Source organism: Pseudomonas sp. SAR267 (assembly GCF_052077595.1).
Taxonomy (GTDB): Bacteria; Pseudomonadota; Gammaproteobacteria; order Pseudomonadales; family Pseudomonadaceae; genus Aquipseudomonas; species Aquipseudomonas vlassakiae.
Genome location: NZ_JBQIHU010000001.1, coordinates 1,832,579 through 1,855,421, shown reverse-complemented (window position 1 = coordinate 1,855,421; position 22,843 = coordinate 1,832,579). Strand labels below are relative to the sequence as shown.

Sequence of the window (22,843 nt, the reverse complement as noted above, 5' to 3'; positions counted from 1 at the left end):
GTTGGACCAAGGGGTTAGGCCGTGCGCCGTGGCACGCGAAACGACAACATCATGCGAAAGATTTGCATTTGCTGTAAAGGGGTTGGCGCGCAATTCATGCAAATGCGCATCACGGGCCGGAATCGAGGGGCAAGCCTTACAGCGCGGAGACCTGATTGCGCTGGGCTTGTTTGAGGAAGTTGGTCAGTTCGCGGGCCGACAACGGCTTGCTGTAGTGATAGCCCTGACCTTCATGGCAGCCTTGGGCGATGATGTAGGTTTCCTGCTCGGCGGTTTCCACACCTTCGGCGATTACCTGCATGCCCAGGCTCTTGCCCAGCTGGATGATGGCGCGAACGATGGTCGCATCATCGTCATCGTCGAGCAGGTCCTGGACGAAGCTCTTGTCGATCTTGATCTTGTCCAGCGGCAGCGACTTCAGGTAGCTGAGCGACGAGTAACCGGTGCCGAAATCGTCGATGGCGATCAGCGCCCCCGAGCGGCGCAAGCTGAGCAGGTGCTGGGCGGCGGTGCTGATGTCTTCCATCAGGCCGGTCTCGGTCACCTCCAGCTCCAGGCTGCGCGGAGGCAGGCGGTAAGCCTGCAGCAGGTTGTTGACCACCCGCGGCAGCTCGCTGTGATGCAGCTGGACGGTGGACAGGTTGACCGCCATGCGTAATTCGCTGAAGCCCATGTCATGCCATTCGCGCAACTGCCGGCAGGCCTGGTCGAGTACCCACTCGCCAATTCTGATGATGCTGCCGTTCTGTTCGGCCAGGGGGATGAACTGATCGGGCGGGACCATGCCGAGCTCCGGGTGTTGCCAGCGCAACAAGGCCTCGACGCCGACCACGCGGTGGTCGCGGTAACTGATTTGCGGTTGGTAGACCAGGTACAGCTGGTTGCGCGGCAGGGCTTCGCGCAGGTCTTTTTCCAGCTCGCGGCGGCGGCGCATTTCGCTGTCGACGCTGGCGATGTAGAACTGGTAACGGTTGCGCGAGCGGGCCTTGGCCAGGGTCATGGTCTGTTCGGCTTTTTGCAGCAGCTTCTCGGTGCTGTCACCGTCCTCCGGGAACAGCGTGATGCCGATGGTGGCGCGCAGGCGGATTTGCTGTTGGTCCAGGGCGAACGGCAGTTCGAGGTCGTCGAGAATGATCTGGGCCAGCTCTGCCGCCTCGTAGGGCTGCTGGATATTGGCCTGGACCAGGGCAAACTGGTCGCCTCCCAGCCGCGCCAGAGAACCCAGGCGGCCACTGTGAGCGCGCAGGCGATCGGCCAGGGCCAGCAGCAACTGGTCGCCGGCCTGGTAGCTGAACTGCTCGTTGATGCCCTTGAAGTCGTCCAGGCCCACGCACAGTACGGCCACGCGATGTTGCAGGCGGCCGGCGTCGGCGAGGATCTTGTCGAGTTGCTCCTGCAATTGCTGGCGGTTCGGCAGGCCGGTGAGGAAATCGTACTGCGCCATGCGCTGCAAGCTGTTCTCGGCTTCGTGGCGCAGGTGGGTGTTGCGCTCGATCGAGGCCAGCAGCTGGTTGGCGGTATTGACCCAGAGGCCCAGCTCATTCTTCTCGTGGCCCTTGAGCAGCGGAATCTGGTGCTGGCTGGGGCGGTCAGGGTTGATCTGGGTAAGGTGCTCGATGATCTTCGACAGCGGCTTGGTCAGCAGCCAGTGATACACCAGATAGAGCACCAGGCCCATGGCCAGGGCGCGCAGCACGCCGGAAATGAAGATGATCACCGCATTGACCAGGAAGTCTTCGCCATAGGACGACGTGTCGAGGGTGATGCTCAGGTCGCCGTAGTACTCGCTGTACGGGCCACGGCCGACCAGTTGGGTGGTGTAGGTGCGTTCCTGGCCGAGGATCAGGTCGGTCAGCCAGCGCATCGGCATGTCCTGCAGCGGACGGGACTTTTCCGCCAGCATGGTTTCGTTGGGGTGGCCGATCGAAGCCATGCGCACCGACTCGTCCTGGAACAGGCCTTCCATCACCTGCATGCCCATTTCACGGTCGAGGCTGTATACCGCCTGGGTGGAGGGGTCGCGGAACATGTCGAGAATGCGTTGGGCGTCGTTATTGACGGCCTGGCGGGTCTTGTAGGTGTCGTAGACGATCTGCGCGCAACTGAGGACGACGCCGACCGCCAGCGCCGAAAGGAGCACGACCCTGAGCAACTTGACCGACAAGCTGTTCCGCAATTCCAGCTTCAATGGGGTTTTCCTTAATCCATGCGCATAACATCATTTTGCCATTAACCGTTGGCAATACACTATCGGCCGACCTTGGGTAGTGTATCGGTTGCCCGACCCTGCAACTTGAGTGCGCGGTATCAAACTTCCAGACGGTTGATGTTAGCGTGCTCTACGCGCTGAGCAAGCAAAACCGTGCCGGCCTCTTCGCGGCTAAACCCGCTCCCACAGGTACTGCGCCGCCTGTGATCTTGAAGCTGTCCCTGCGGGAGCGGGTTTACCCGCGAAGAGGCCGACACAGGCATGAAAAAACCCGGCACATGGCCGGGTTTCTTCGTTCAGGGCTGACTGAATCAGGCCTTGAAGGTCTTGCCTTCGAACTGCTCGGCAACGAATTTCCAGTTGACCAGGTTCCAGAACGCCTCGACGTACTTCGGACGCAGGTTGCGGTAGTCGATGTAGTAGGCGTGTTCCCAGACATCGCAGGTCAGCAGCGGGGTGTCGCCGCTGGTCAGCGGGCAGCCGGCGCCGATGGTGCTGGCCAGGGCCAGGGTGCCGTCAGCTTTCTTCACCAGCCAGCCCCAGCCGGAACCGAAGGTGCCGACCGAAGTCTTGGTGAACTCTTCCTTGAACTTGTCGAAGGAACCGAAAGCAGCGTTGATGGCATCAGCCAGGGCGCCGGTCGGCTGGCCCCCGGCGTTAGGTGCCAGGCAGTTCCAGTAGAAGGTGTGGTTCCAGACTTGAGCGGCGTTGTTGAAGATGCCGCCCGAAGAGCTCTTGACGATCTCTTCCAGGGTCTTGCCTTCGAATTCGGTGCCTGGGACCAGGTTGTTCAGGTTCACGACATAGGTGTTGTGGTGCTTGTCGTGGTGATACTCCAGGGTTTCCTTGGAGATGTGCGGCTGCAGGGCATCGTGGGCGTACGGCAGCGGCGGCAATTCAAAAGCCATGGTGGATCTCCTGATTCAGGTCTGTTTGCGGTTTGCGCAAGGCCGGTCACGGGCGGCCCGATGTACGTCGGCGAGTTTGTACTCTTTGCGACGCAAGGCCTGGATCATAGCACCGGGCCCGACGCATAACCACGCAACAAAGATAGGGAATAGAGGTTCCAGAGCGGTTGGCGGCTGCCGACCGGCGGTGTTTGCCCGGGTGCTTGTCTTGATGTTTGTGTTGCCTGTGAGATCGAGCGCCGCCCGCGCGGCGCTCGATTTCACAGGCGCTGAAAATGTTGTGCCAAGTCCGAGGTCAGTTGAACACCAACTGCGCAGCCACAGCGAACATCATAACCGCCACCATCAGGTCGAGCATGCGCCAGGTCGCTGGCCGGGCAAGCCATGGCGCCAGCCAAGCGGCGCCGATCGCCAACGTTGAGAACCACAGCAGCGATGCGCTGGCCGCCCCGGCCACGTAGGCACCTGGGGCCGTCTGCTGGGCACCGAGCGAGCCGATCAGCAGCACGGTGTCGAGGTACACGTGCGGGTTGAGCAGGGTAACCGCCAGTGCGCTCAGCAGTACCGCCCGGCGCGAGCGCATGCCCTGGCCTTCCTGATGCTGCAGGCTCTGCTTGGAGAAAGCGCTGCGCAGGGCCTTGGCGCCGTACCAGATGAGGAACACTGCGCCGCCCCAGCGGGCGATCGCCAGCAGCGTCGGGTTATGCGCCAGCACCGTGGCCAGGCCGAACACCCCGGCCGCCACCAGGATCGCGTCGCATACGATGCACAGCGCAGCCACCGGCAAGTGATGCTCGCGGCGCAGGCTCTGGGCGAGGACGAAGGCGTTTTGTGCACCGATGGCCATGATCAGGCCGAAGGCCACCAGCATGCCGTTGAGATAGCTTTGCCACATGGCGAATACTCCAAACAAGATGCTGGATATTGTGGCGAGTGAGGCTGTATAAGAAAAACAAATAACGCTGATCCATCATTAGGAAAATCGATGTTCGACTACAAGCTGCTGGCTGCCCTCGCGGCGGTGATCGAGCAAGGCGGTTTCGAACGTGCCGCGCAGGTGCTTGGGCTGTCTCAGTCGGCCATTTCGCAACGCATCAAGCTGCTCGAAGCGCGGGTCGGCCAACCGGTGCTGGTGCGTGCTGCACCGCCGAGCCCGACCGAAGTCGGCCGGCAACTGCTCAACCATGTGCAGCAGGTACGGCTGCTCGAACGTGACTTGCAACGCCAGGTGCCAGCGTTGGACGAGGAAGGCATGCCCGAGCGTCTGCGCATCGCCCTGAACGCCGACAGCCTGGCGACCTGGTGGGCCGGTGCAGTAGGAACATTCTGCGCCGAGCATCAGCTGTTGACCGACCTGGTGGTTGAAGACCAGGAGGTTGGCCTCAAGCGCATGCGTGCGGGCGAAGTGGCGGCCTGCCTGTGCGGCAGCGAGCGGCCAGTGGCTGGCGCACGCAGCCTGCCCCTAGGCGCCATGCGCTATCGGGCGCTCGCCAGCCCAGGGTTCATGGCGCGGAATTTCCCGCAGGGTTTCGCGGCGCAACGGCTGGCCCGCACGCCGGCCATCGTCTACGGGCCAGACGATTTCCTGCAGCACCGTTACCTGGCTTCGCTGGGGATCGAGGACGGCTTCCTGCACCATTTATGCCCGTCGTCCGAAGGTTTCCTGCGCATGACCGAAGCCGGTCTGGGCTGGGGTCTGGTGCCTGAATTGCAGGCTCGTGAGCAATTGGCCAATGGCCAACTGGTGGAAATCTGCAGCGATACCCCCATCGATGTGCCGTTGTACTGGCATCATTGGCGCAACGGCGGGCACCTGCTCGCGCAACTGACCGAACACCTGCGGCACACGGCACGGCATTGGCTGGTGCCCTTGTAGCGGCGGCTGGCGTCTGTTGCATCTGAAATCAAGGCGGAGTCATACATGCAAATTCTGGTCACCGGCGCGAGCGGCTTCATTGGCGGGCGTTTTGCGCGCTTTGCCCTGGAGCAAGGCCTGGCTGTGCGGGTCAGCGGCCGGCGCGCCGAAGGCGTGGAGCACCTGGTCAAACGTGGTGCACAGTTCATCCCTGGCGACCTGGGTGACCCTGAACTGGCCCGCCGCCTGTGCCAAGGCGTCGAGGCGGTGGTGCATTGCGCGGGGGCAGTGGGCAGCTGGGGGCGCTACCAGGACTTCCATCAAGGCAATGTGGTGGTCACGGAAAACGTCGTCGAGGGCTGCCTCAAGGAGCATGTGCGGCGCCTGGTGCACCTGTCGTCGCCGTCGATCTATTTCAATGGGCGTTCGCGCCTGGGTATCCGGGAAGACCAGGTGCCGCGTCGTTTTCACGACCACTATGCGCAAACCAAGCATATCGCCGAGCAGAAAGTCTTCGGGGCCCAGGAGTTCGGCCTGGAGGTGTTGGCGCTGCGGCCACGCTTCGTTACCGGGGCCGGTGATGCAAGTATCTTCCCGCGCTTGATGCAGATGCAGCGCAAGGGCCGTGTGGCGATCATCGGCAACGGCCTGAACAAGGTCGACTTCACCAGCGTGCACAACCTCAACGAGGCGCTGCTCAGCGCGCTGTTCGCCGAAGACCGTGCACTGGGCCAGGCCTACAACATCAGCAATGGCCAGCCGCTGCCGCTGTGGGACGTGGTCAACTACGTGATGCGCCAGATGCAGCTGCCGCAGGTTACCCGCTACCGCCCTTACGGCCTGGCCTACAGCCTCGCGGCGCTGAACGAAGCCGCCTGCATGCTGTGGCCCGGGCGCCCGCAGCCAACTTTGTCGCGTCTGGGCATGCAGGTCATGAGCCGTGATTTCACCCTGGACATCAGCCGCGCCCGTCAATATCTGGATTATCAGCCCAAGGTCAGCCTGTGGACCGCTCTGGATGAATTCTGTGCCTGGTGGAAGCATCAACCGCCGGGCCAGTGAACCCGATCGACAGATGATGGTCATCAGTGCGCCGCACGAGCGGTTTATACTCATGTCTCTTTGCTACCACCGCGGTTGAAGCCACCTATGCGTAACGATCCCCACGACGATTTCGATGATGTGCCTACCTTGCGGGCGGGTACCCCCGACGACGACGAGTTGCTGCCCGCGCACGTCGCGCGCAGCCGCCAAAAGGCCGCCAGGCCCGCCAGCAATGGGCCACTGTGGGCATTGCTGGGCGCGTCGTTGATCGCTTTGGCAGGGCTGGGCTGGTGGAGCTTTCAGCAGATCTCGCTGATGGAGCAGCAACTGGTGGCCACCCAGGAAAGCTTCGCGCGGATCAGCGAAGAAGCTGCCGGGCGTTTGCAGGCCATCAGCGGCAAGGTCGATGCCAGCGAGTCATCGACTGCCACCGGCAGCGAAGCATTGAAGCTGCAGATTCGTCAGTTGCAGGCCAGCCTGGCCGAGCAGGGCAAGCAGCAGCAAGGTGTGGCCGGGCAGGCGGGTGACCTGGGCAAGCGCCTGGAGCAGGTGCTGGCCGATACCCGTGAGCAGCAGAAAGCGGTGACCGAGTTGCAGACGCAACTGCAGGCCCAGTTGAAGGCCGTGAATGCTGAGTTGGCGGCGCTGAAGTCGGGGCAAGTGGATGGCGGCAAGCTCGATGGCCAACTGAAGAACCTGAGCGATGAAGTGGCCGCATTGAAAAAGCAGGGCAACCAGAAAGCGGCAGTGGAAAGCCTGGAGCAGGATGTGCTGGTGCTCAAGACCCAGATGGAAAACCGCACGGCGTCATCGAGTGGCGCGACGGTGCAAGAGTTCGATGCGTTCCGCGGGCAGACCACGCGCAACTTCAATACCCTGCAAAGTCAGATTCAGAACCTGCAGCAGCAGATCAATTCCCGGCCTTGAACCTGTCGGGGGCCGCTTTGCGGCCCCCGACGAGCTCGGTTACAGGCGCGGATAGTCGATGTAGCCCACTGGCCCTTTGCCATAGAACGTCTCCGGATGTGCCTCGTTCAGCGGAGCATCCGCCGCCAGCCGCGCCGGCAGGTCTGGGTTTGCTATGAACGGCACGCCGAACGCCACCGCATCTGCCTTGCCCGCCGCCAGGGCAGCGTTGGCGCTGGCCTTGTCGAAGCGTTCGTTGACGATATAGGGGCCACCGAATGCCGCCTTGATCAGCGGGCCGATGCTGTCGTCAGCTTCCTTCTCCCGCGAGCAGATAAAGGCAATGCCGCGTTTACCCAGTTCGCGCGCCACGTAGGTGAAGGTCTCGGCGCGGTCGGCATCGCCCATGTCATGGGCATCGGCACGTGGTGCCAAGTGCACGCCGACGCGACCTGGGCCCCACACGTCGATAGCTGCATCGGTCACTTCCAGCAGCAGCCGCGCACGGTTTTCCAGCGAGCCGCCGTACTGGTCGGTACGCTGGTTGGTGCTGCTCTGCAGGAACTGGTCCAGCAGGTAGCCATTGGCGCCGTGGATTTCCACGCCGTCGAAACCGGCGGCCTTGGCATTCTCGGCAGCGCTGCGGTAGGCCTCGACGATGTCGGCGATCTCTTCGGTTTCCAGGGCGCGCGGGGTCGGGTACTCGCTCAGCGGGCGCACCAGGCTGACGTGGCCTTTGGGCTGGATCGCGCTGGGCGCTACGGGCAGTTCGCCATTGAGGTAGCTGGGGTGGGAGATACGGCCAACGTGCCACAGCTGCAGGAAAATGCGCCCGCCAGCGCCGTGCACGGCCTGGGTGACGTTATGCCAGCCGCGCACCTGCTGGTCGTTCCAGATGCCGGGCGTGTCGGGGTAGCCGACGCCCATCGCGCTGACCGATGTCGCTTCGCTGAGAATCAGGCCGGCACTGGCGCGCTGCACGTAGTATTCGGCCATCAGCGCATTGGGCACGCGGCCTTCGTCGGCGCGGCAGCGGGTCAGCGGGGCCATGATGATGCGGTTGGGCAGTTGTACGTCGCCCAGTTGGATCGGATCGAAAAGCGTGGTCATAACGGTTACCTGCCTTGTCAAAGCGCTTGGCGCAGTTGTTCGAGGAACGCCTCGATGGTGGCTTCGTTGCGTTTGAAGAAGTGCCACTGGCCGACCTTCTGGCTGCTGATCAGGCCGGCCCGTTGCAAGGTGGCCAGGTGAGCAGAGACGGTCGACTGCGACAGCCCGCAGCGTTGGTCGATCTGCCCGGCGCAGACACCGTTCTCGGTGCTGTGGTGCTGGTCGGGAAATTGCGTTGCCGGGTCTTTCAGCCAGCTGAGGATTTCTCGCCTGACCGGGTGGGCCAGTGCTTTTATGATTTCGTCGAGATCGAGGGGCATGGATGGAGGCTCGTGCTGTAGCGGTGTATCGCGATATGGCGAAACTAACATCGTTATTTCGCGATATACAAATATGAAGAAGTTCTGAGCTTGGCGCGAATCGCTATATCGCGTTATAACGATATACGGGCCGGGAGTGCTAGACTGCGCCCATGAACTACCTTGCACACCTGCACCTGGGCGGCCCGGCGCCGCAGCAACTGCTTGGCAGCCTGTATGGCGACTTCGTCAAAGGCTCGCTGGAGGGGCGCTTTCCGCCTGCGCTGGAGGCGGCCATCCGGCTGCATCGGCATATCGACAGCTACACCGACCAGCACCCCTTGGTGCTGGCAGCGCTGGCGCGTTTTCCGCGGGAGCGGCGGCGCTTTGCCGGGATCGTCCTGGATGTGTTTTTCGACCATTGCCTGGCGCGGCACTGGGGGGATTACGCTGAGCAGCCGCTGGTGCAGTTCACCGGTGATTTCTACCGGGTGTTGCTGGCCGAGCCCGAGTTGCCGGGGCGGCTGGCGCGGATTGCGCCGTTCATGGCAGCGGATGACTGGCTGGGGGCGTATGGCGATTTTGCCGCGCTGGAGCAGGTGTTCAACGGCATTGCCCGACGATTGTCGCGGCCGCAAGGAATGGCCGGGGTGATGGATGAGCTGGAGCGGTTGTATGAACCGTTGCTGGCGGATTTCAGAGCGTTCTATCCACAGCTGCAGACGTTTGCTGCAGCGAGGCGTTTTGATAGCTAAGTCTTGTGCTGCCTGTGCTGGCCTCTTCGCGGCTAAAGCCGCTCCCACAGGATCACCACAGGCTCGAAAACTCTGATGTACCTGTGGGAGCGGTTTTAGCCGCGAAGAGGCCAGTGCAGGCAATCCATGAATCAAGCAGCGCGTGCCTGACGCCGAGGCATCACCGCCACTTCCTCAGCCCCGAACAACGCCATGTGAATCGCCTGTTGCGCCTGAAATGCCAGCGCCGCACGTTCCTTCTCGATGCTGCCAATCGGCTTCAACAGGTGAATGCACACCTCACTCCGTGGCTCGGCAAACAAGCGCATCAGGTGTGAAACCAGGTCATCGTCGCCAATGAATGGCGCAATCGGGTCCGCCTCGCCATTGCGCAAGTACTGGATGGCCACCGGCTGCACTGCCACGCCCTGGTCGATGGCCCCGGCCAGCAGACGACCGTGGAAGGTGCGCAACTGGCGCCCGTCGGTGGTGGTGCCTTCGGGAAAGATCAGCAGTGGCCGTGCCTGGCCCAGTTGCTCGCTGATCTGTTCGCGCAGGCGTTGGCCATCGCCGCCACCGCGGCGGATGAACAGCGTGCCGGCCTTTTCCGCCAGCCAGCCGGCCACCGGCCAGTGACGCACTTCGGCCTTGGACAGGAACGACAGCGGCAGCAGCATGCCGAGCAGGGGAATGTCGGTCCAGGAAACGTGGTTGCTGACCCACAACATCGGCTGTTTTGGCAGCTCACCGATTACCCGTACCTCGAAGGGCAAGGCGGCGACCAGGCGTTTCATGAACCAGCAGGACCAGCGCTGGCGAAGCTCGATCGAAGCCTTGATGCCCAAGCGTTCGCCCCCGGCAATGACACCGGCCATGAGCATGCCCAGCGACAATACCAGCAGCAGCCGCCAGAGGCGGGCGACTACCCGCAGGCCAGGCATCAGACCGCTGCCTTGAAGTGGCGGGCGTAGCGCGGGCAGAGGTCGTCGCGCTTGAGCAGGATGAACACGTCGGCGACCTGGAAATCCTCGTCCCAGCACGGCTCGCCGCAAATTTTTGCGCCCAGGCGCATGTAGGCCTTGAGCAGTGGCGGCATTTCAGCGATCACGTTGTTCGGCAGGGCCAGGCTGGGCAGCGGGTTCTTCGGCACGGCACGCAGGTGCTCGGTGCACAGGTAGCGCTCGCGCAGGCGCTGCATGACCGCGTGGGCTTGCATGCCGCCGTCCTGCATGGGGATGCTGGCGCAGCCCATCAGGTAGCTGTAGCGCCCCTCGTTGAGCACCTCCGCCAGCTCACCCCAAAGCACGGCAATGGTGCCGCCGTTGCGGTAGTTGGCGGCGACGCAGGTGCGGCCGAGTTCGAGAATCGGGCCCTGCAGTTGCAGCAGGCCATGCAGGCTGAATTCTTCTTCGCTGTAGAAGCGCCCCAGGCTGCTGGCTGCCTGGTGGTCGAGCAGGCGCGTGGTGGCCACCAACTCGCCAGTGCTCAGGTCGCGCACGCCGATGTGGCGGCAATGTACGTCGTAGTCATCCATGTCCAGGCCCAGTTCGGCGCCTTTGAGCTTGGCCTTGAACTCCGCGCTGAACACCTTGTAGCGCAGGGCCTGGGCTTCCTGCAGGGCCGCAGCGCCGACCAGGCGTTCGGCTTGCAGACGGCGTTCAGTGCTGTTGTCGCCAGAGTGAGCGATCCGAGTCATTACGAGTCTCCATAAGCCAGCCATGAAAGGTTGCGGCCGGTCGGCTTTGTTGTGCAAAGTCAGCCTAGGTAGGCGCGGTGTCACCCCTGTGAACCTTTGGTGATGCTTGCATGACACACCCCGACAGCCCCCGTGAAGGAGCGTCCGATGGCTTGGTTGCAACGACTCAACGACCCCCTCCGCCAGCCCCTTTCCGGCACTTTGGGCGAGGCCTATGCCGCGCAGCTCGAACGTCTTGGCGCGGTAGCCCCGTTCGAACTGGCGGTGCTGGGCGGCCGCGCCATGGCCACGCCAGGCCTGGCGTTCCTCATCGGTTACCAAGCTGCCTTGCGCGTGCTCTGGCCCAGCGCACCGGCCAGCCTGGGTGCGCTGTGCGCCACCGAGCGGCGCAGCGTGCGCCCGGCAGACATGCATACCCGGCTGGTCGGTTTGCGCCTCAATGGCGCCAAGGATTTCGTCACCGCCGGCCTGGATGCCGAGTGGCTGCTGGTGGCCGCACGCAGCGAAGCGCTGGGTGAAGCGCCGCGGCTGAGTCTGGCGGTGGTCTACCCGGGGGAGGCCGGGGTTACGCTGGACGCATTGCCGACCCTGCCGCTGATGCCCGAAGTAGGACATGGTCGCCTGCACTTGCAGGACGCGGCGTGCGAGCTGCTGGCTGGCGATGGCTGGGACGCTTACGTCAAACCGTTCCGCTCGCTGGAAGACTTGTACGTGCTCGCGGCGCTGACCGCCTGGCTTTACGGGGTAGGGCAGGAGTGTGGCTGGCCGCAGGAGCTGCGCCTGCGTCTACTGGGGCTGTTGGCGGCATGTGCCGAGGGTAGCCGACAGTGCGCTGACAGCGTCGGCTGCCACCTGTTGCTGGGGGGATTGTTTTCGCAGTTTCAGGAGCTGCGCGGGGCAATCGACAAGGCGCTGCTGGCAGGGCCGGAGCAGTGGGCGCAACTTTGGCAGCGCGATCAGGGGGTGCTTGCATTGGCCACTGCGGCGCGGGAAAAGCGCCTGGCCAAGGCCTGGTTGGCAGCAGGGCTGTCATGAAAGCCTGAAAAACTGGGGGACCTTTTGGATCCTGGGGCCGCTTCGCAGCCCACACTTGGGCGATAACGATGAAAGCACTGCTTCTGAGTCTTGCATTGGCTGTGTGCCCCGCCTGGGCCGAGGTCTGGCCGGAACCGGACTGGCCAGTCGACGACACTGCCCTCGACTGGCAAGCCGTCGATGCCTACGCTTTTCCGGAGCGCAACGCCAGCGAGCGCAGCGGCATCCGCACCGACGCCTTGTTGATCATCCGTGACGGTCGCATCCTCCACGAACGCTACAACGCCCCCACCACCGCCAATACCGCGCACCTGACCTGGTCGGTCAGCAAGAGCGTGCTGGCCACCGTGCTCGGCGTGGCCCAGGGTGAAGGCCGCTTCCAGCTGCAGGACCCGGCCGCACGCTTCTACCCGCCGATGCAGGCCCACCCTGATGTGCAACTGGCCGACCTGCTGCACTGGGCCAGTGGCCTGGACTGGCAGGAAGACTACGAGTACGCACCGCTGAAGTCCTCGGTGGTGGCCATGCTCTATACCCGCGGGCGCGACGACATGGCGGCTTATGCCGCTGCCCGCGCCAGTGCCGAAAAGCCTGGCCAGCGCTTTCTCTACTCCAGCGGCGACAGCAATGTGCTGGCTGCCGCACTGCGCGGCATGCTCGATGCCCGTACCTATGCCGACTATCCCTGGCAAGCGCTGTTCACCCCGCTGGGCATCGATAGCGCGGTGTGGGAGCGTGATGGCGAGGGCACGTTCGTCGGCTCTTCCTACCTCTACCTCAGTGCCCGCGACCTGGCGCGCATCGGTTTGTTGATGCAACGCGATGGTCGCTGGCAAGGGCACCCGCTGTTGCCAGCAAGCTGGGTTGCGTTCAACCGCACAGCGTTCACCCAGGCCGCCGCAGTAGCCGGTGAACCCACCCCGGGCGGCCACTGGTGGCTCAACCTGCCACTGGCAGGAAGCCCGACACCGTGGCCCGACGCCCCGACCGATACCTATGCGGCGCTCGGCCACTGGGGCCAGGCGTTGTATATCGTGCCGTCGCAGAAGCTGGTGATCGTGCGCTATGCCGATGACCGCGACGGCAGCTACCGCCATAACGAACTGCTCAAGCGGGTGCTCGCAGCACTGACCAGGGAGGGCGCATGAAGCGCGTGCTGTTGCTGATGATCGTCGCCTTGCTTGGCTGGGCATGGCTGAAGCGCCAGGCATTGGCGGACTTCCCGGGCATCCTCTCGGCCTATTCGGCCAAGGAATACTGCTCGTGCCGCTTCGTGATGGGCTTCGACGAAGCCTATTGCCGGGGTTATGTGAAGCAATGGTTGCCCCTGAGCCGGCTGGAGGAAGACGGCCCACAGCGGCGTGTCCGCGCCGAAGGCCTTGGCCAGCGCAACCAGGCGGTCTGGCAGGGCGCGCAGGCGGGCTGCCGCTTGCTGCCATGAGGACGGGCGGGTAAGGTTGGCGGTCAAGTTTCACGAGACCTGCCATGTTCAAGCTGCCCCGTATCCTGCCTGCCCTGCTGCTGGCTTTGTGCCTGCCCGCCCACGCCAACTGGCACCTCGATGGCGAGTCCTCACGCCTGTCGTTCGTCACCGGCAAGAACGGGGACACTGCCGAGGTGCATCGCTTCCTGGTCTTGCACGGCAGCGTCGACCGCAAAGGTGCGGCAGCGCTGCGTATCGAGATGGACTCGGTGAGCAGTGGCATCCCGCTGCGTGACGAGCAGATGCGCGACAACCTGTTCGAGGTGCAGCGCTTCGCCGAGGCGAACGTGAAGGCGCAGATCGACCTGCGGCCGATCAACGACCTGGCCGATGGCGCACAAATCGAGCTGCGCCTGCCGCTGACGGTCACCCTGCATGGCCAGTCGCACAGTTATAACGCGCTGTTGCTGGCCACTCGCCTGGATGAGCGGCGCTTTCAGGTGGTGACCCTCGAACCGCTGGTGTTGCGGGCCTCGGACTTCGGCCTGCTGCCGGGGCTGGAAAGCCTGCGCACGTTCGCCAAGCTGAAATCCATCAACCCGTCGGTACCGGTCAATGCGGTACTGATCTTCAACGCCCGCTGACATGTCGGGGCCGGTCTTCCCATGGCGGGGTGGCAATCAGTTCGAACTGCTGATCGACGGCCCCGAGTTCTTTCCGCGCATGCTCCAGGCGATCATGCGCGCCGAGTTCCAGGTCGACCTCGAACTGTATCTGGTCGAGGCGGGTGCATGTGCCGAGGCTGTGGTAGAGGCGCTGGAGCAGGTGGCTTTGCGTGGCGTACGCGTGCGTTGCCTGTTCGATGACTACGGCTCGCTGGCCTTTACCGCAGCGTTGCGCCAGCGCCTGGTGGAAGCCGGGGTGTACTTGCGCTGCTACAACCGCCTGCGCTGGAAGCGGGGATTTCGCAACCTGTATCGCGACCATCGCAAGCTCTTGCTGGTGGACGAACGTTGGGCGGTGGTGGGCGGCACGGGCGTCACCGATGAGTTCTGGACGCCAGGTGAGCCGGCCAGCGCCTGGCACGAAGTGATGGTGCAGATGCAAGGGCCAGTGGTGAGCGACTGGCAGTTGCTGTTCGATCGCCAGTGGCAAGCCAACAACCGCCGCACCGCCTGGCGCCCGGCTGAAGGCTTTGGCCTGCCGCGCCTGCCAAGGGTGCCGGTGCAGGGCCAAGGCATGGGCCGCGTGGCCTATGCCGACGCCCGTCAGCACCAGGACATCCTGCATTCGCTGGTGCGGGCGATCAACAGTGGCAAACAGCGGGTGTGGCTGGCCACGCCCTATTTCCTGCCGACCTGGAGCGTGCGCCGGTCGTTGCGCCGCGCTGCCAGCAAAGGCGTCGATGTGCGGCTGCTGCTGACCGGGCCACGCACCGACCACCCTTCTGTGCGTTATGCCGGGCATCGCTATTACCCCCGCTTATTGCGCGCCGGGGTGCGCATCTACGAATACCAGCCGTGCTTCCTGCACCTGAAGATGGTGCTGATCGACGACTGGGTCAGTATTGGCTCGTGCAATTTCGACCACTGGAACCTGCGCTTCAACCTGGAGGCCAACATCGAGGCCCTGGACCCGCCGTTGACGGCTGCCGTGCAGGCCAGCTTCGAGCGTGATTTCGCCTTGAGCGAGGTTGTCGACCTTCACCACTGGCATGCCCGCCCGCTGTGGCGACGGGTGAAGCAGCGCGTATGGGGCTGGCTGGACCGGCTGGTGGTCAACTTGCTCGACCGGCGCGACTGAGAGCGGCTATCGTGCAGTGACTGTCCAAGGCAATCGAAGGAGTGGGTGCGATGACGGCGAAGAAGATTCTCATGCTGGTGGGCGACTATGTCGAAGACTACGAGGCCATGGTGCCGTTCCAGGCCCTGAGCATGGTCGGACACACGGTGCATGCGGTGTGCCCGGAGAAGGTCGCAGGGCAGACCGTGCGCACGGCGATTCATGATTTCGAAGGCGAGCAGACCTACAGCGAAAAGCCCGGGCACAATTTTGCCCTCAACTATGATTTCGTGCGGGTGCGGGCCGAGGGTTACGACGCGTTGCTGATCCCGGGTGGCCGTGCGCCGGAATACCTGCGCCTGGACGAGAAGGTGCTGGAACTGGTTCGGGCGTTCGACCAGGCGGGCAAGCCGATTGCCGCAGTGTGCCATGGCGCGCAGTTGTTGGCGGCGGCGGGTGTGCTGGAAGGGCGCGAGTGCAGTGCCTATCCGGCCTGTGCGCCGGAAGTACGCCTGGCCGGTGGCACGTTCATCGATATCGCGGTGGACCAGGCGCACGTCGATGGCAACCTGGTGACCGCGCCGGCGTGGCCGGCGCACCCGGCATGGCTGGCCGCTTTCCTCAAGGTACTGGGTACCCGGATCGCTTAACCGACTTGCTCGACCCAGTCGTTGAGGTTGTAGTAATTGGTCACCCGGGCAATCTTGCCGCAGTGAATGTAGAAGAAGGCCCCCGCCGGCAGCACGTAGGTCTGGCCATTGGCTGCCGGCAGCCCTTCGTCGTCGGCCAGGTATTGGCCATGCACGGTGAATTCCGCAGCCGCCCGGCTGCCGTCGGCGTTCTGCATCACCACGATGTCGGCCAGGCGCTCGCGGTAGCAGCGGTTCATCTTGTCCATGAACGCAGCGAATCTGGCTTTGCCCATCTGCCGCTCGCCCTGGTTGATGTCGTGGATCACGTCTTCGCTGAGCAGTGCCAGGAAGGCCGGCATGTCGCCAGCATTGAAGGCGGCGTAGTAAGCATTTACCAGTTCGGTAGCGGTCATGGAACAATACCTGTCGTGTAGGGAAAAGGCGGTGCGTTGGCTCGGATGATAGGGTTTCCCCTCAAGCCCGGCTTAGCCGAGCGCGTCATCCACATCGACAAAACGACCGCCAAGCATGGAAATACGCCTGTTGCACGGCGCCGCTATCGCGCCTCACATCGATGACCTCGCTCGCCTGCGCCTGACCGTGTTTCGCGAGTTTCCCTATCTGTACGACGGTACCCCGGAGTACGAGGCCGACTACCTGGCCAGCTATGCCCGTTCCGGGCGCAGCCTGGTGGTGCTGGCCCTGGATGCCGGCCAGGTCATTGGCGCCTCGACCGCCCTGCCGCTGGTGGACGTAGCCCCGGAGTTCCAGCAGCCGTTCCTGGCGCTGGGGCGCGACCCGGCAAGCGTCTACTACTTCGGCGAGTCACTGGTGCTGCCCGAGTACCGTGGCCGCGGCCTGGGCGTGCGCTTTTTCATCGAGCGCGAATCCTATGCCCACAAGCTGGCCGAGTTCGACTTCTGCGCGTTCTGTGCCGTCGAGCGACCGGGAGGACACCCGCGCCGGCCTGCGGATTACAAGCCGCTGCATGGGTTCTGGCGCAATCGTGGCTTCCTGCACGACCCTTCCCTGCGCACCCGCTATGCCTGGCGCGACCTGGACGAGCAGGAAAGCTCGGAAAAGATCCTGTCGTTCTGGACCAAGGAGCTGCCGATTTGATTCGTCTCGCAGCCTGCCAGTACGCCATCGAGTTGCATGAAACCTGGGATGCCTATGCCGACCATCTGCAGGCCTTGTGCGCCGAGGCGGTGGAAGCGGGCGCCCGGTTGCTGCTGTTGCCGGAATACGCCGGGCTGGTGCTTAGCGGCCAGTTGCCGGCCGAGCAGCGGGGTGACCTCAAGGCTTCGATCGCCGGCATCCAGCCGCTCATCGAGCCGTGGCTGGCGCTGTGCGAAGGGATTGCCCGGCGCTGGGGCATCTACCTGCAGCCGGGCAGCCTGCCGGTGCTCGACCTGGATGGGCAGTACCGTAATCGGGCCTGGCTGTTCGGCCCAAAGGGCAAACTCGGTTATCAGGACAAGCTGATGATGACCCGCTTCGAGCGGGAGCAGTGGGGCATTGCTGCCGGAGAGGGGCTGCAGGTGTTCGACACTGATCTTGGGCGCCTGGGCATCCTGATCTGTTACGACAACGAGTTCCCGATGCTGGCGCGGCGCCTCGCCGAAGGTGGTGCCGACCTGATCCTGGCGCCGAGCTGTACCGACACCGAGGCGGGTTACCACCGGGTGCGCATTGGCGCACAGGCACGGGCATTGGAAAACCAGGTAGCCGTGTTGCAAAGCCCGACGGTAGGGGTGGCGCCCTGGTCGCCGGCACTGGATGAGAACATCGGCCGGGCTGGGCTGTTCGTTCCGCCGGATCATGGGATGCCGGGGGACGGGGTGGTTGCGCTGAGTGGGGCGATGAGCCCGGTGAGCAGCCAGTGGCTGGTGTGTGAGGTGGATCTTGAGGAAGTGCGGCGGGTGAGGCGGGAGGGGCAAGTGTTTACCCGCAGGGACTGGCCGGAACAGTTCGAGAGGCTTCTGTGAGAGCGGCGGCGCCTGTTCGCGGGTACGCCCGCTCCCACAGATACAGCGTAGCCTTCAGGCTTGAGCCGTACTTGTGGGAGCGGGCGTGCCCGCGAAGCAGGCGCCGCCGTTACAGCAGGCTTCCCACAGATACAGCGTAGCCTTCAGGCTTGAGCCGTACTTGTGGGAGCGGGCGTGCCCGCGAAGCAGGCGCCGCCGTTACAGCAGGCTTCCCACAGATACAGCGTAGCCTTCAGGCTCGAGCTGTACTTGTGGGAGCGGGCGTGCCCGCGAAGCAGGCGCCGCCTTTACAACAGGTTTACTTCACTTCGACTGCCAGGCTCTGGGCAATCTTGCTCTGCCACAGGGCAGGGCCAGTGATGTGCACCGACTCACCGTTGCTGTCGACGGCGACGGTCACCGGCATGTCCTTGACCTCGAACTCGTAGATCGCTTCCATGCCCAGTTCGGCGAAGGCCAGGACCTTCGACTTGCGAATCGCCTGGGCCACCAGGTAGGCGGCGCCGCCGACGGCCATCAGGTACACGGCCTTGTTGTCCTTGATCGCTTCGATCGCGGTCGGGCCACGCTCGGACTTGCCGATCATGCCCAGCAGGCCGGTCTGCTCAAGGATCTGGCGGGTGAACTTGTCCATGCGGGTGGCAGTGGTCGGGCCGGCTGGGCCTACCACTTCGTCACCGACTGGATCGACCGGGCCGACGTAGTAGATGAAGCGGCCCTTGAGGTCTACCGGCAGTTGTTCACCGCGGTTGAGCATCTCGACCATGCGCTTGTGGGCCGCATCGCGACCGGTGAGCATCTTGCCGTTGAGCAGGATGGTCTCGCCCGGTTTCCAGCTGGCGACTTCTTCCGGGGTGATGTCGTCGAGGTTGACGCGACGGGCGCTTGGGCCGGCTTCCCAGACGATTTCCGGGTAGGCGTCCAGCGACGGCGCTTCCAGCTCGGCCGGGCCGTTGCCGTCGAGCACGAAGTGGGCGTGACGGGTGGCGGCGCAGTTCGGGATCATGCACACCGGCAGCGAGGCGGCGTGAGTCGGGTAGTCCATGATCTTGACGTCGAGCACCGTGGTCAGGCCGCCCAGGCCCTGGGCGCCGATGCCCAGCTGGTTGACCTTCTCGAACAGCTCCAGGCGGATCTCTTCGAGGCGGTTTTGCGGGCCACGGGCTTTCAGTTCGTGGATGTCGATGGACTCCATCAACACTTCCTTGGCCATGACCGCAGCCTTCTCGGCGGTACCGCCGATGCCGATGCCGAGCATGCCAGGCGGGCACCAGCCAGCGCCCATGGTGGGAACGGTCTTCAGCACCCAGTCGACGATCGAGTCGGACGGGTTGAGCATGGCCATCTTCGACTTGTTCTCCGAGCCGCCGCCTTTGGCTGCAACGTCCACTTCGACCTTGTCGCCAGGGACGATGGAGTAGTGGATGACGGCCGGGGTGTTGTCCTTGGTATTCTTGCGGGCACCGGCCGGGTCGGCCAGGATCGAAGCGCGCAGGACGTTTTCAGGCAGGTTGTAGGCGCGACGCACACCTTCGTTGATCATGTCGTCGACGCTCATGGTGGCGCCGTCCCAGCGCACGTCCATGCCCACGCGGATGAACACGGTCACGATACCGGTGTCCTGGCAGATCGGGCGGTGGCCAGTGGCGCACATGCGCGAGTTGATCAGGATCTGGGCGATCGAATCGCGTGCCGCAGGCGACTCTTCACGCAGGTAGGCCTCGTGCATCGCCTGGATGAAATCGACGGGGTGGTAGTACGAAATGAATTGCAGGGCGTCGGCGACGCTCTGAATCAGGTCGTCTTGCTTGATCACGGTCATGCAGCGCGCTCCTCTTAAAGACGGGAACATTCAAAAAGACGCTCGACGGTGCCGACCAGCGTGTCGAAGCGCCTTGCAAGGCGCGCCGGCAGGCTGGCCGACGCAAAAGGGCGCGGCAGTATAGCGCGCCTCACCGCGCGAAACACCTGCGCGTGGTCTGGACCATGGTCGGCAGCTGGCAGGCATCCTTTTTGCTGCCAATGCGCGCTTGGCATACAGTGACTCGATGATCGACGGAGACAGACTTACCATGCCCGAACTTTGCGTGGGCGAGCGCCGCTGGGCGGTGCCGAACGGCAGCAACCTGCTCGATGCCCTCAACGGTGCCGGGCTGAATGTGCCCTACAGCTGCCGTGCCGGCAGTTGCCACGCCTGCCTGGTGCATTGCCTGGAAGGGCAGCCGGCGGACGCCTTGCCCGAGGCCCTGGCGCTCGACAAACATGCCCTGGGCTGGCGCCTGGCCTGCCAGTGCCAGGTGGTAGAGGACCTGCGGGTGGCCGTGTTCGACCCGCAGCAGGACGGGGTGCCGGCACAGGTGTGCGCGGTCGACTGGTCTGGCGATGTGCTGCGCGTGCGGCTGCGACCGGAGCGGGCGCTGCGTTATCAGGCGGGGCAGCATGTGGTGTTGTGGAATGGCGCTGTTGCCAGGCCTTACTCACTTGCCAGCTTGCCGGGGGAGGATGACTTCCTCGAGTTTCATATCGATTGCCAGCATCCCGGTGCCTTTTGCGACAAGGCGCGTGGGTTGCAGGTGGGCGACCAGTTGCGCCTGGGCGAGTTGCGGGGCGGGGCGCTGCATTACGACCCGGACTGGCAGGCGCGGCCGCTCTGGCTGCTGGCAGCGGGCACTGGCCTGGCGCCGTTATGGGGCATCTTGCGCGAAGCGTTGCGCCAGGGGCATCAAGCGGAGATCCGGGTAATGCATGTGGCGCGGGACAACGCAGGGCACTACATGGCTGAGTCGCTGATGCAACTGCAGGGGGTGACGGTCGAGCTGGTACTGGCGGAACAGATGGAGGAGGCGCTGGCGGGGTTGCGGCCGTCATCGCGGCAGACAGTGGCGCTGGTGTGCGGGGCGCCGGGACGCGTCGAGCGGTTTGCCCGGCGGCTGTTCATTGCCGGGGTGCCGCGGGGGCAGGTGTTTGCCGATGTGTTCGTCGAGCATGCCTGAATGAGCAGGGAGGGCTTTGCCCTCCTTTCGCGACACAAGGCCGCTCCTACAGGGAAATGCAATCGCCTGTAGGAGCGGCCTTGTGTCGCGATTGGGCCGCAAAGCGGCCCCATTTGGAGCAGATCAACCGACCATCGGGTCACCGACGTGGAGGATCTTCATGCCGTTGGTGCCACCGATGGTGTGGTAGCTGTCGCCCTTGGTCAGGATTACCCAGTCACCTTGCTCCACCAGGCCGCGCTTGAGCAGCTCGTCGACGGCCGCCTGGCTGACCTTGTCGGCCGGCAGCGAAGCCGGGTCGAAGGCAATCGGGTAGACGCCGCGGAACATGTTGGCGCGGGCCTGGGTGGCGCGGTGCGGTGACAGCGCGAAGATCGGCACGTGCGAACGCAGGCGCGACATGATCAGCGGGGTGTAGCCGCTTTCGGTCAGGGCGATGATCGCCTTCACGCCCGGGAAGTGGTTGGCGGTGTAGATGGCCGCCAGGGCGATGCTTTCGTCGCAGCGCTCGAAGGTGGTGTGCAGGCGGTGGCTGGACTTCTGGCTGGTCGGGTGCTTTTCGGCACCGGAACAGATACGCGCCATGGCCTGTACGGCTTCGATCGGGTAGGCACCTGCGGCGCTTTCGGCCGACAGCATCACCGCATCGGTGTTGTCGAGTACGGCGTTGGCCACGTCGGACACTTCGGCGCGGGTCGGCATCGGGTTCTGGATCATCGACTCCATCATCTGGGTCGCGACGATCACCGCCTTGTTGTTGCGGCGGGCGTGCTGGATGATCTTCTTCTGAATGGCGATCAGCTCGGCGTCGCCGATTTCCACACCCAGGTCGCCACGGGCAACCATGACGGCGTCGGAGGCGAGGATCAGCTTGTCGAGTGTTTCATCGTCGGCAACGGCTTCGGCGCGTTCGATCTTGGCCACCAGCCAGGCGCTGCCGCCAGATTCGTCACGCAGCTTGCGGGCGTATTCCATGTCGCTGGCGTCACGCGGGAACGAGACGGCCAGGTAGTCCAGGTCCATTTCCGCGGCGAGCTTGATGTCGGCCTTGTCTTTTTCGGTGAGGGCCGGAGCGGTCAGGCCGCCACCTTTGCGGTTGATGCCTTTGTGGTCCGACAGCGGGCCACCGATGATCACCACGCAGTGCAGGGCATCTGCGGTGGCGGTCTCGACGCGCATGACCACACGGCCGTCGTCGAGCAGCAGTTCGTCACCGACGCCGCAGTCCTTGACCAGGTCGGGATAGTCGATACCGACGATGTCCTGGTTGCCTTCGGTCAGCGGGTGGGCGGTGGAGAACGTGAACTTGTCACCGATCTTCAGTTCGATGCGCTTGTTGGCGAACTTGGCGATGCGGATCTTCGGACCCTGCAGGTCGCCCAACAGTGCGACATGGCGGCCGTTCTTGGCGGCGATGTCACGGATCAGGCGGGCGCGTGCCTTGTGCTCGTCCGGCGTGCCGTGGGAGAAGTTCAGGCGTGCCACGTCCAGGCCGGCAAGGATCAGCTGTTCGATCACTTCCGGCGAGTTGCTGGCGGGGCCAAGGGTGGCGACGATTTTGGTACGGCGGATGCTCATGCACAGACTCCTATAGTGAAGCGCAGCGAAAGGCTACTCCTCAATTACGCTGTAGTCATTGTTCCGTTGCACTACCTGCGGCCGATGCAGGGTGGCATTTGAACGGGTGGGAGTATCCTTGCAAAACGCTGTGAAGATTTGCCGGCAATGGCCGATACACTGGCATCAAAGGAGATACCCCATGCGCGCCCTGATCATCATTGCCCTGGCGGCCAGCACCGTCGGCTGCACCCGCTGGTCCATGGACCACCACCTGAACAACGCCTACCGCGCCTATGACCGGGGCGACTGTTCGAAGGTCATGCTGGAGTTGTCGCAGGTCGACCGCACCAGCCGTGCGCGGCCGTTCATCCACCCGGAAGTGTCGCTGCTGCGCGGTCAATGCCTTGAGCGTGACATGCTTTATGTGGATGCCGCGCAAACCTACGAGTACCTGATCCAGCAGTACCCGGGCAATGAATACGCCTATCGCGCCAAGGCGCGGCTGGAGACCCTGCAGAAGCTCGGTCACTACCGGGGTGGGGAGGCGGCAGTGACCAACCCGGTGACTACCCCCACTTGGCGTTAACACCAAGGTGTCTCTAATTTCACGGGATTTGCCCGGGCTGCTGCGCTAATCTGTAACTCAGTCGTTACAGCAACCGCCAGTAC

The 22,843-nt window shown here is 63.8% G+C and carries 24 protein-coding genes; 14 read left to right on the top strand and 10 right to left on the bottom strand.

The features are described from left to right. Positions 1 to 136: 136 nt before the first annotated feature. The 3 genes from ACTORR_RS08945 to ACTORR_RS08935 form a co-directional block, all read right to left on the bottom strand. Positions 137 to 2,188: a putative bifunctional diguanylate cyclase/phosphodiesterase gene (locus ACTORR_RS08945; protein WP_099815949.1), complete on the bottom strand. Its 2,052-nt coding sequence runs from the start codon at positions 2,186 to 2,188 to the stop codon at positions 137 to 139. A 332-nt stretch (positions 2,189 to 2,520) separates the two neighbouring features. Beyond that, positions 2,521 to 3,117, bottom strand: coding sequence for a superoxide dismutase (locus ACTORR_RS08940; RefSeq protein ID WP_054887251.1), 597 nt, complete (start codon positions 3,115 to 3,117; stop codon positions 2,521 to 2,523). Positions 3,118 to 3,412: 295 nt separating this feature from the next. Next, positions 3,413 to 4,012 carry a LysE/ArgO family amino acid transporter gene (locus ACTORR_RS08935; RefSeq protein ID WP_054885087.1) on the bottom strand — a complete coding sequence of 200 codons (600 nt, stop codon included), beginning with the start codon at positions 4,010 to 4,012 and terminating at the stop codon, positions 3,413 to 3,415. Positions 4,013 to 4,102: 90 nt separating this feature from the next. On the opposite strand from ACTORR_RS08935, the gene ACTORR_RS08930 reads away from it, so the two are divergent. The 3 genes from ACTORR_RS08930 to ACTORR_RS08920 all read left to right on the top strand — a co-directional run bounded on the left by ACTORR_RS08930 (position 4,103) and on the right by ACTORR_RS08920 (position 6,943). Next, on the top strand, positions 4,103 to 4,993 hold the full coding sequence (locus ACTORR_RS08930) for a LysR family transcriptional regulator ArgP (RefSeq protein WP_054885086.1): 891 nt from the start codon (positions 4,103 to 4,105) through the stop codon (positions 4,991 to 4,993). A 45-nt stretch (positions 4,994 to 5,038) separates the two neighbouring features. Beyond that, positions 5,039 to 6,034 carry an NAD-dependent epimerase/dehydratase family protein gene (locus tag ACTORR_RS08925; RefSeq protein WP_054885085.1) on the top strand — a complete coding sequence of 332 codons (996 nt, stop codon included), beginning with the start codon at positions 5,039 to 5,041 and terminating at the stop codon, positions 6,032 to 6,034. A gap of 87 nt (positions 6,035 to 6,121) precedes the next feature. After that, a complete protein-coding gene (locus ACTORR_RS08920) occupies positions 6,122 to 6,943 on the top strand; it encodes a hypothetical protein (protein WP_054885084.1) in 822 nt (273 codons plus the stop codon). A gap of 39 nt (positions 6,944 to 6,982) precedes the next feature. Here ACTORR_RS08920 and ACTORR_RS08915 read toward each other — a convergent pair whose 3' ends face one another. Together ACTORR_RS08915 and ACTORR_RS08910 are read right to left on the bottom strand one after the other, a co-directional pair. Next, positions 6,983 to 8,032: an alkene reductase gene (locus ACTORR_RS08915; protein WP_054885083.1), complete on the bottom strand. Its 1,050-nt coding sequence runs from the start codon at positions 8,030 to 8,032 to the stop codon at positions 6,983 to 6,985. Between the two features lie 17 nt (positions 8,033 to 8,049). Beyond that, positions 8,050 to 8,352 (bottom strand): ArsR/SmtB family transcription factor, encoded by a 303-nt coding sequence (locus tag ACTORR_RS08910; protein ID WP_286934064.1) that lies wholly within the window; start codon positions 8,350 to 8,352, stop codon positions 8,050 to 8,052. A 152-nt stretch (positions 8,353 to 8,504) separates the two neighbouring features. Between ACTORR_RS08910 and ACTORR_RS08905 the strand changes: the two genes are divergently transcribed. Continuing rightward, positions 8,505 to 9,086, top strand: coding sequence for an acyl carrier protein phosphodiesterase (locus ACTORR_RS08905; RefSeq protein WP_054885081.1), 582 nt, complete (start codon positions 8,505 to 8,507; stop codon positions 9,084 to 9,086). Between the two features lie 131 nt (positions 9,087 to 9,217). On the opposite strand, the gene ACTORR_RS08900 is transcribed toward ACTORR_RS08905, so the two are convergent. Further along, the gene (locus ACTORR_RS08900; RefSeq protein WP_262108731.1) at positions 9,218 to 10,006 is read right to left on the bottom strand and encodes a lysophospholipid acyltransferase family protein; all 789 of its coding nucleotides are present in this window, start codon (positions 10,004 to 10,006) and stop codon (positions 9,218 to 9,220) included. Beyond that, positions 10,006 to 10,761 carry an L-ornithine N(alpha)-acyltransferase gene (olsB, locus tag ACTORR_RS08895; RefSeq protein ID WP_054885079.1) on the bottom strand — a complete coding sequence of 252 codons (756 nt, stop codon included), beginning with the start codon at positions 10,759 to 10,761 and terminating at the stop codon, positions 10,006 to 10,008. Before olsB ends, ACTORR_RS08900 begins: the two co-directional genes overlap by 1 nt. Positions 10,762 to 10,908: 147 nt before the next feature. Here olsB and ACTORR_RS08890 point away from each other — a divergent pair, with 147 nt between their 5' ends. The 6 genes from ACTORR_RS08890 to ACTORR_RS08865 all read left to right on the top strand — a co-directional run bounded on the left by ACTORR_RS08890 (position 10,909) and on the right by ACTORR_RS08865 (position 15,651). Continuing rightward, positions 10,909 to 11,796 carry an acyl-CoA dehydrogenase gene (locus tag ACTORR_RS08890; RefSeq protein ID WP_054885078.1) on the top strand — a complete coding sequence of 296 codons (888 nt, stop codon included), beginning with the start codon at positions 10,909 to 10,911 and terminating at the stop codon, positions 11,794 to 11,796. Positions 11,797 to 11,864: 68 nt separating this feature from the next. Then, complete coding sequence (locus ACTORR_RS08885; RefSeq protein WP_286934068.1) at positions 11,865 to 12,944, top strand: serine hydrolase domain-containing protein; 1,080 nt, start codon at positions 11,865 to 11,867, stop codon at positions 12,942 to 12,944. Beyond that, positions 12,941 to 13,237 carry an amidase gene (locus ACTORR_RS08880; RefSeq protein WP_286934069.1) on the top strand — a complete coding sequence of 99 codons (297 nt, stop codon included), beginning with the start codon at positions 12,941 to 12,943 and terminating at the stop codon, positions 13,235 to 13,237. Before ACTORR_RS08885 ends, ACTORR_RS08880 begins: the two co-directional genes overlap by 4 nt. 44 nt (positions 13,238 to 13,281) lie before the next feature. Next, on the top strand, positions 13,282 to 13,863 hold the full coding sequence (locus ACTORR_RS08875; protein WP_099815764.1) for a YceI family protein: 582 nt from the start codon (positions 13,282 to 13,284) through the stop codon (positions 13,861 to 13,863). Position 13,864: 1 nt separating this feature from the next. Further along, positions 13,865 to 15,022 carry a phospholipase D-like domain-containing protein gene (locus tag ACTORR_RS08870; RefSeq protein ID WP_054885074.1) on the top strand — a complete coding sequence of 386 codons (1,158 nt, stop codon included), beginning with the start codon at positions 13,865 to 13,867 and terminating at the stop codon, positions 15,020 to 15,022. Positions 15,023 to 15,072: 50 nt separating this feature from the next. Then, positions 15,073 to 15,651 (top strand): DJ-1/PfpI family protein, encoded by a 579-nt coding sequence (locus ACTORR_RS08865; protein WP_054885073.1) that lies wholly within the window; start codon positions 15,073 to 15,075, stop codon positions 15,649 to 15,651. On the opposite strand, the gene ACTORR_RS08860 is transcribed toward ACTORR_RS08865, so the two are convergent. After that, complete coding sequence (locus ACTORR_RS08860) at positions 15,648 to 16,046, bottom strand: nuclear transport factor 2 family protein (protein ID WP_054885072.1); 399 nt, start codon at positions 16,044 to 16,046, stop codon at positions 15,648 to 15,650. The genes ACTORR_RS08865 and ACTORR_RS08860 overlap by 4 nt on opposite strands. Before the next feature lie 115 nt (positions 16,047 to 16,161). On the opposite strand from ACTORR_RS08860, the gene ACTORR_RS08855 reads away from it, so the two are divergent. Both ACTORR_RS08855 and ACTORR_RS08850 read left to right on the top strand, forming a co-directional pair. Beyond that, complete coding sequence (locus ACTORR_RS08855; RefSeq protein ID WP_286934071.1) at positions 16,162 to 16,752, top strand: GNAT family N-acetyltransferase; 591 nt, start codon at positions 16,162 to 16,164, stop codon at positions 16,750 to 16,752. After that, the gene (locus tag ACTORR_RS08850) at positions 16,749 to 17,621 is read left to right on the top strand and encodes a carbon-nitrogen hydrolase family protein (RefSeq protein ID WP_099815763.1); all 873 of its coding nucleotides are present in this window, start codon (positions 16,749 to 16,751) and stop codon (positions 17,619 to 17,621) included. Before ACTORR_RS08855 ends, ACTORR_RS08850 begins: the two co-directional genes overlap by 4 nt. Before the next feature lie 298 nt (positions 17,622 to 17,919). Here ACTORR_RS08850 and ACTORR_RS08845 read toward each other — a convergent pair whose 3' ends face one another. Beyond that, on the bottom strand, positions 17,920 to 19,443 hold the full coding sequence (locus ACTORR_RS08845; RefSeq protein ID WP_054885069.1) for a fumarate hydratase: 1,524 nt from the start codon (positions 19,441 to 19,443) through the stop codon (positions 17,920 to 17,922). A 250-nt stretch (positions 19,444 to 19,693) separates the two neighbouring features. Between ACTORR_RS08845 and ACTORR_RS08840 the strand changes: the two genes are divergently transcribed. Next, positions 19,694 to 20,614 (top strand): iron-sulfur-binding ferredoxin reductase, encoded by a 921-nt coding sequence (locus tag ACTORR_RS08840; protein ID WP_286934494.1) that lies wholly within the window; start codon positions 19,694 to 19,696, stop codon positions 20,612 to 20,614. A gap of 123 nt (positions 20,615 to 20,737) precedes the next feature. On the opposite strand, the gene pyk is transcribed toward ACTORR_RS08840, so the two are convergent. Further along, entirely contained in the window at positions 20,738 to 22,192 is a 1,455-nt protein-coding gene (gene pyk, locus ACTORR_RS08835; protein ID WP_054885067.1) for a pyruvate kinase, read from the bottom strand. 181 nt (positions 22,193 to 22,373) lie between these two features. Here pyk and ACTORR_RS08830 point away from each other — a divergent pair, with 181 nt between their 5' ends. Further along, positions 22,374 to 22,760: a hypothetical protein gene (locus ACTORR_RS08830; protein WP_099815760.1), complete on the top strand. Its 387-nt coding sequence runs from the start codon at positions 22,374 to 22,376 to the stop codon at positions 22,758 to 22,760. Positions 22,761 to 22,843: the final 83 nt, after the last annotated feature.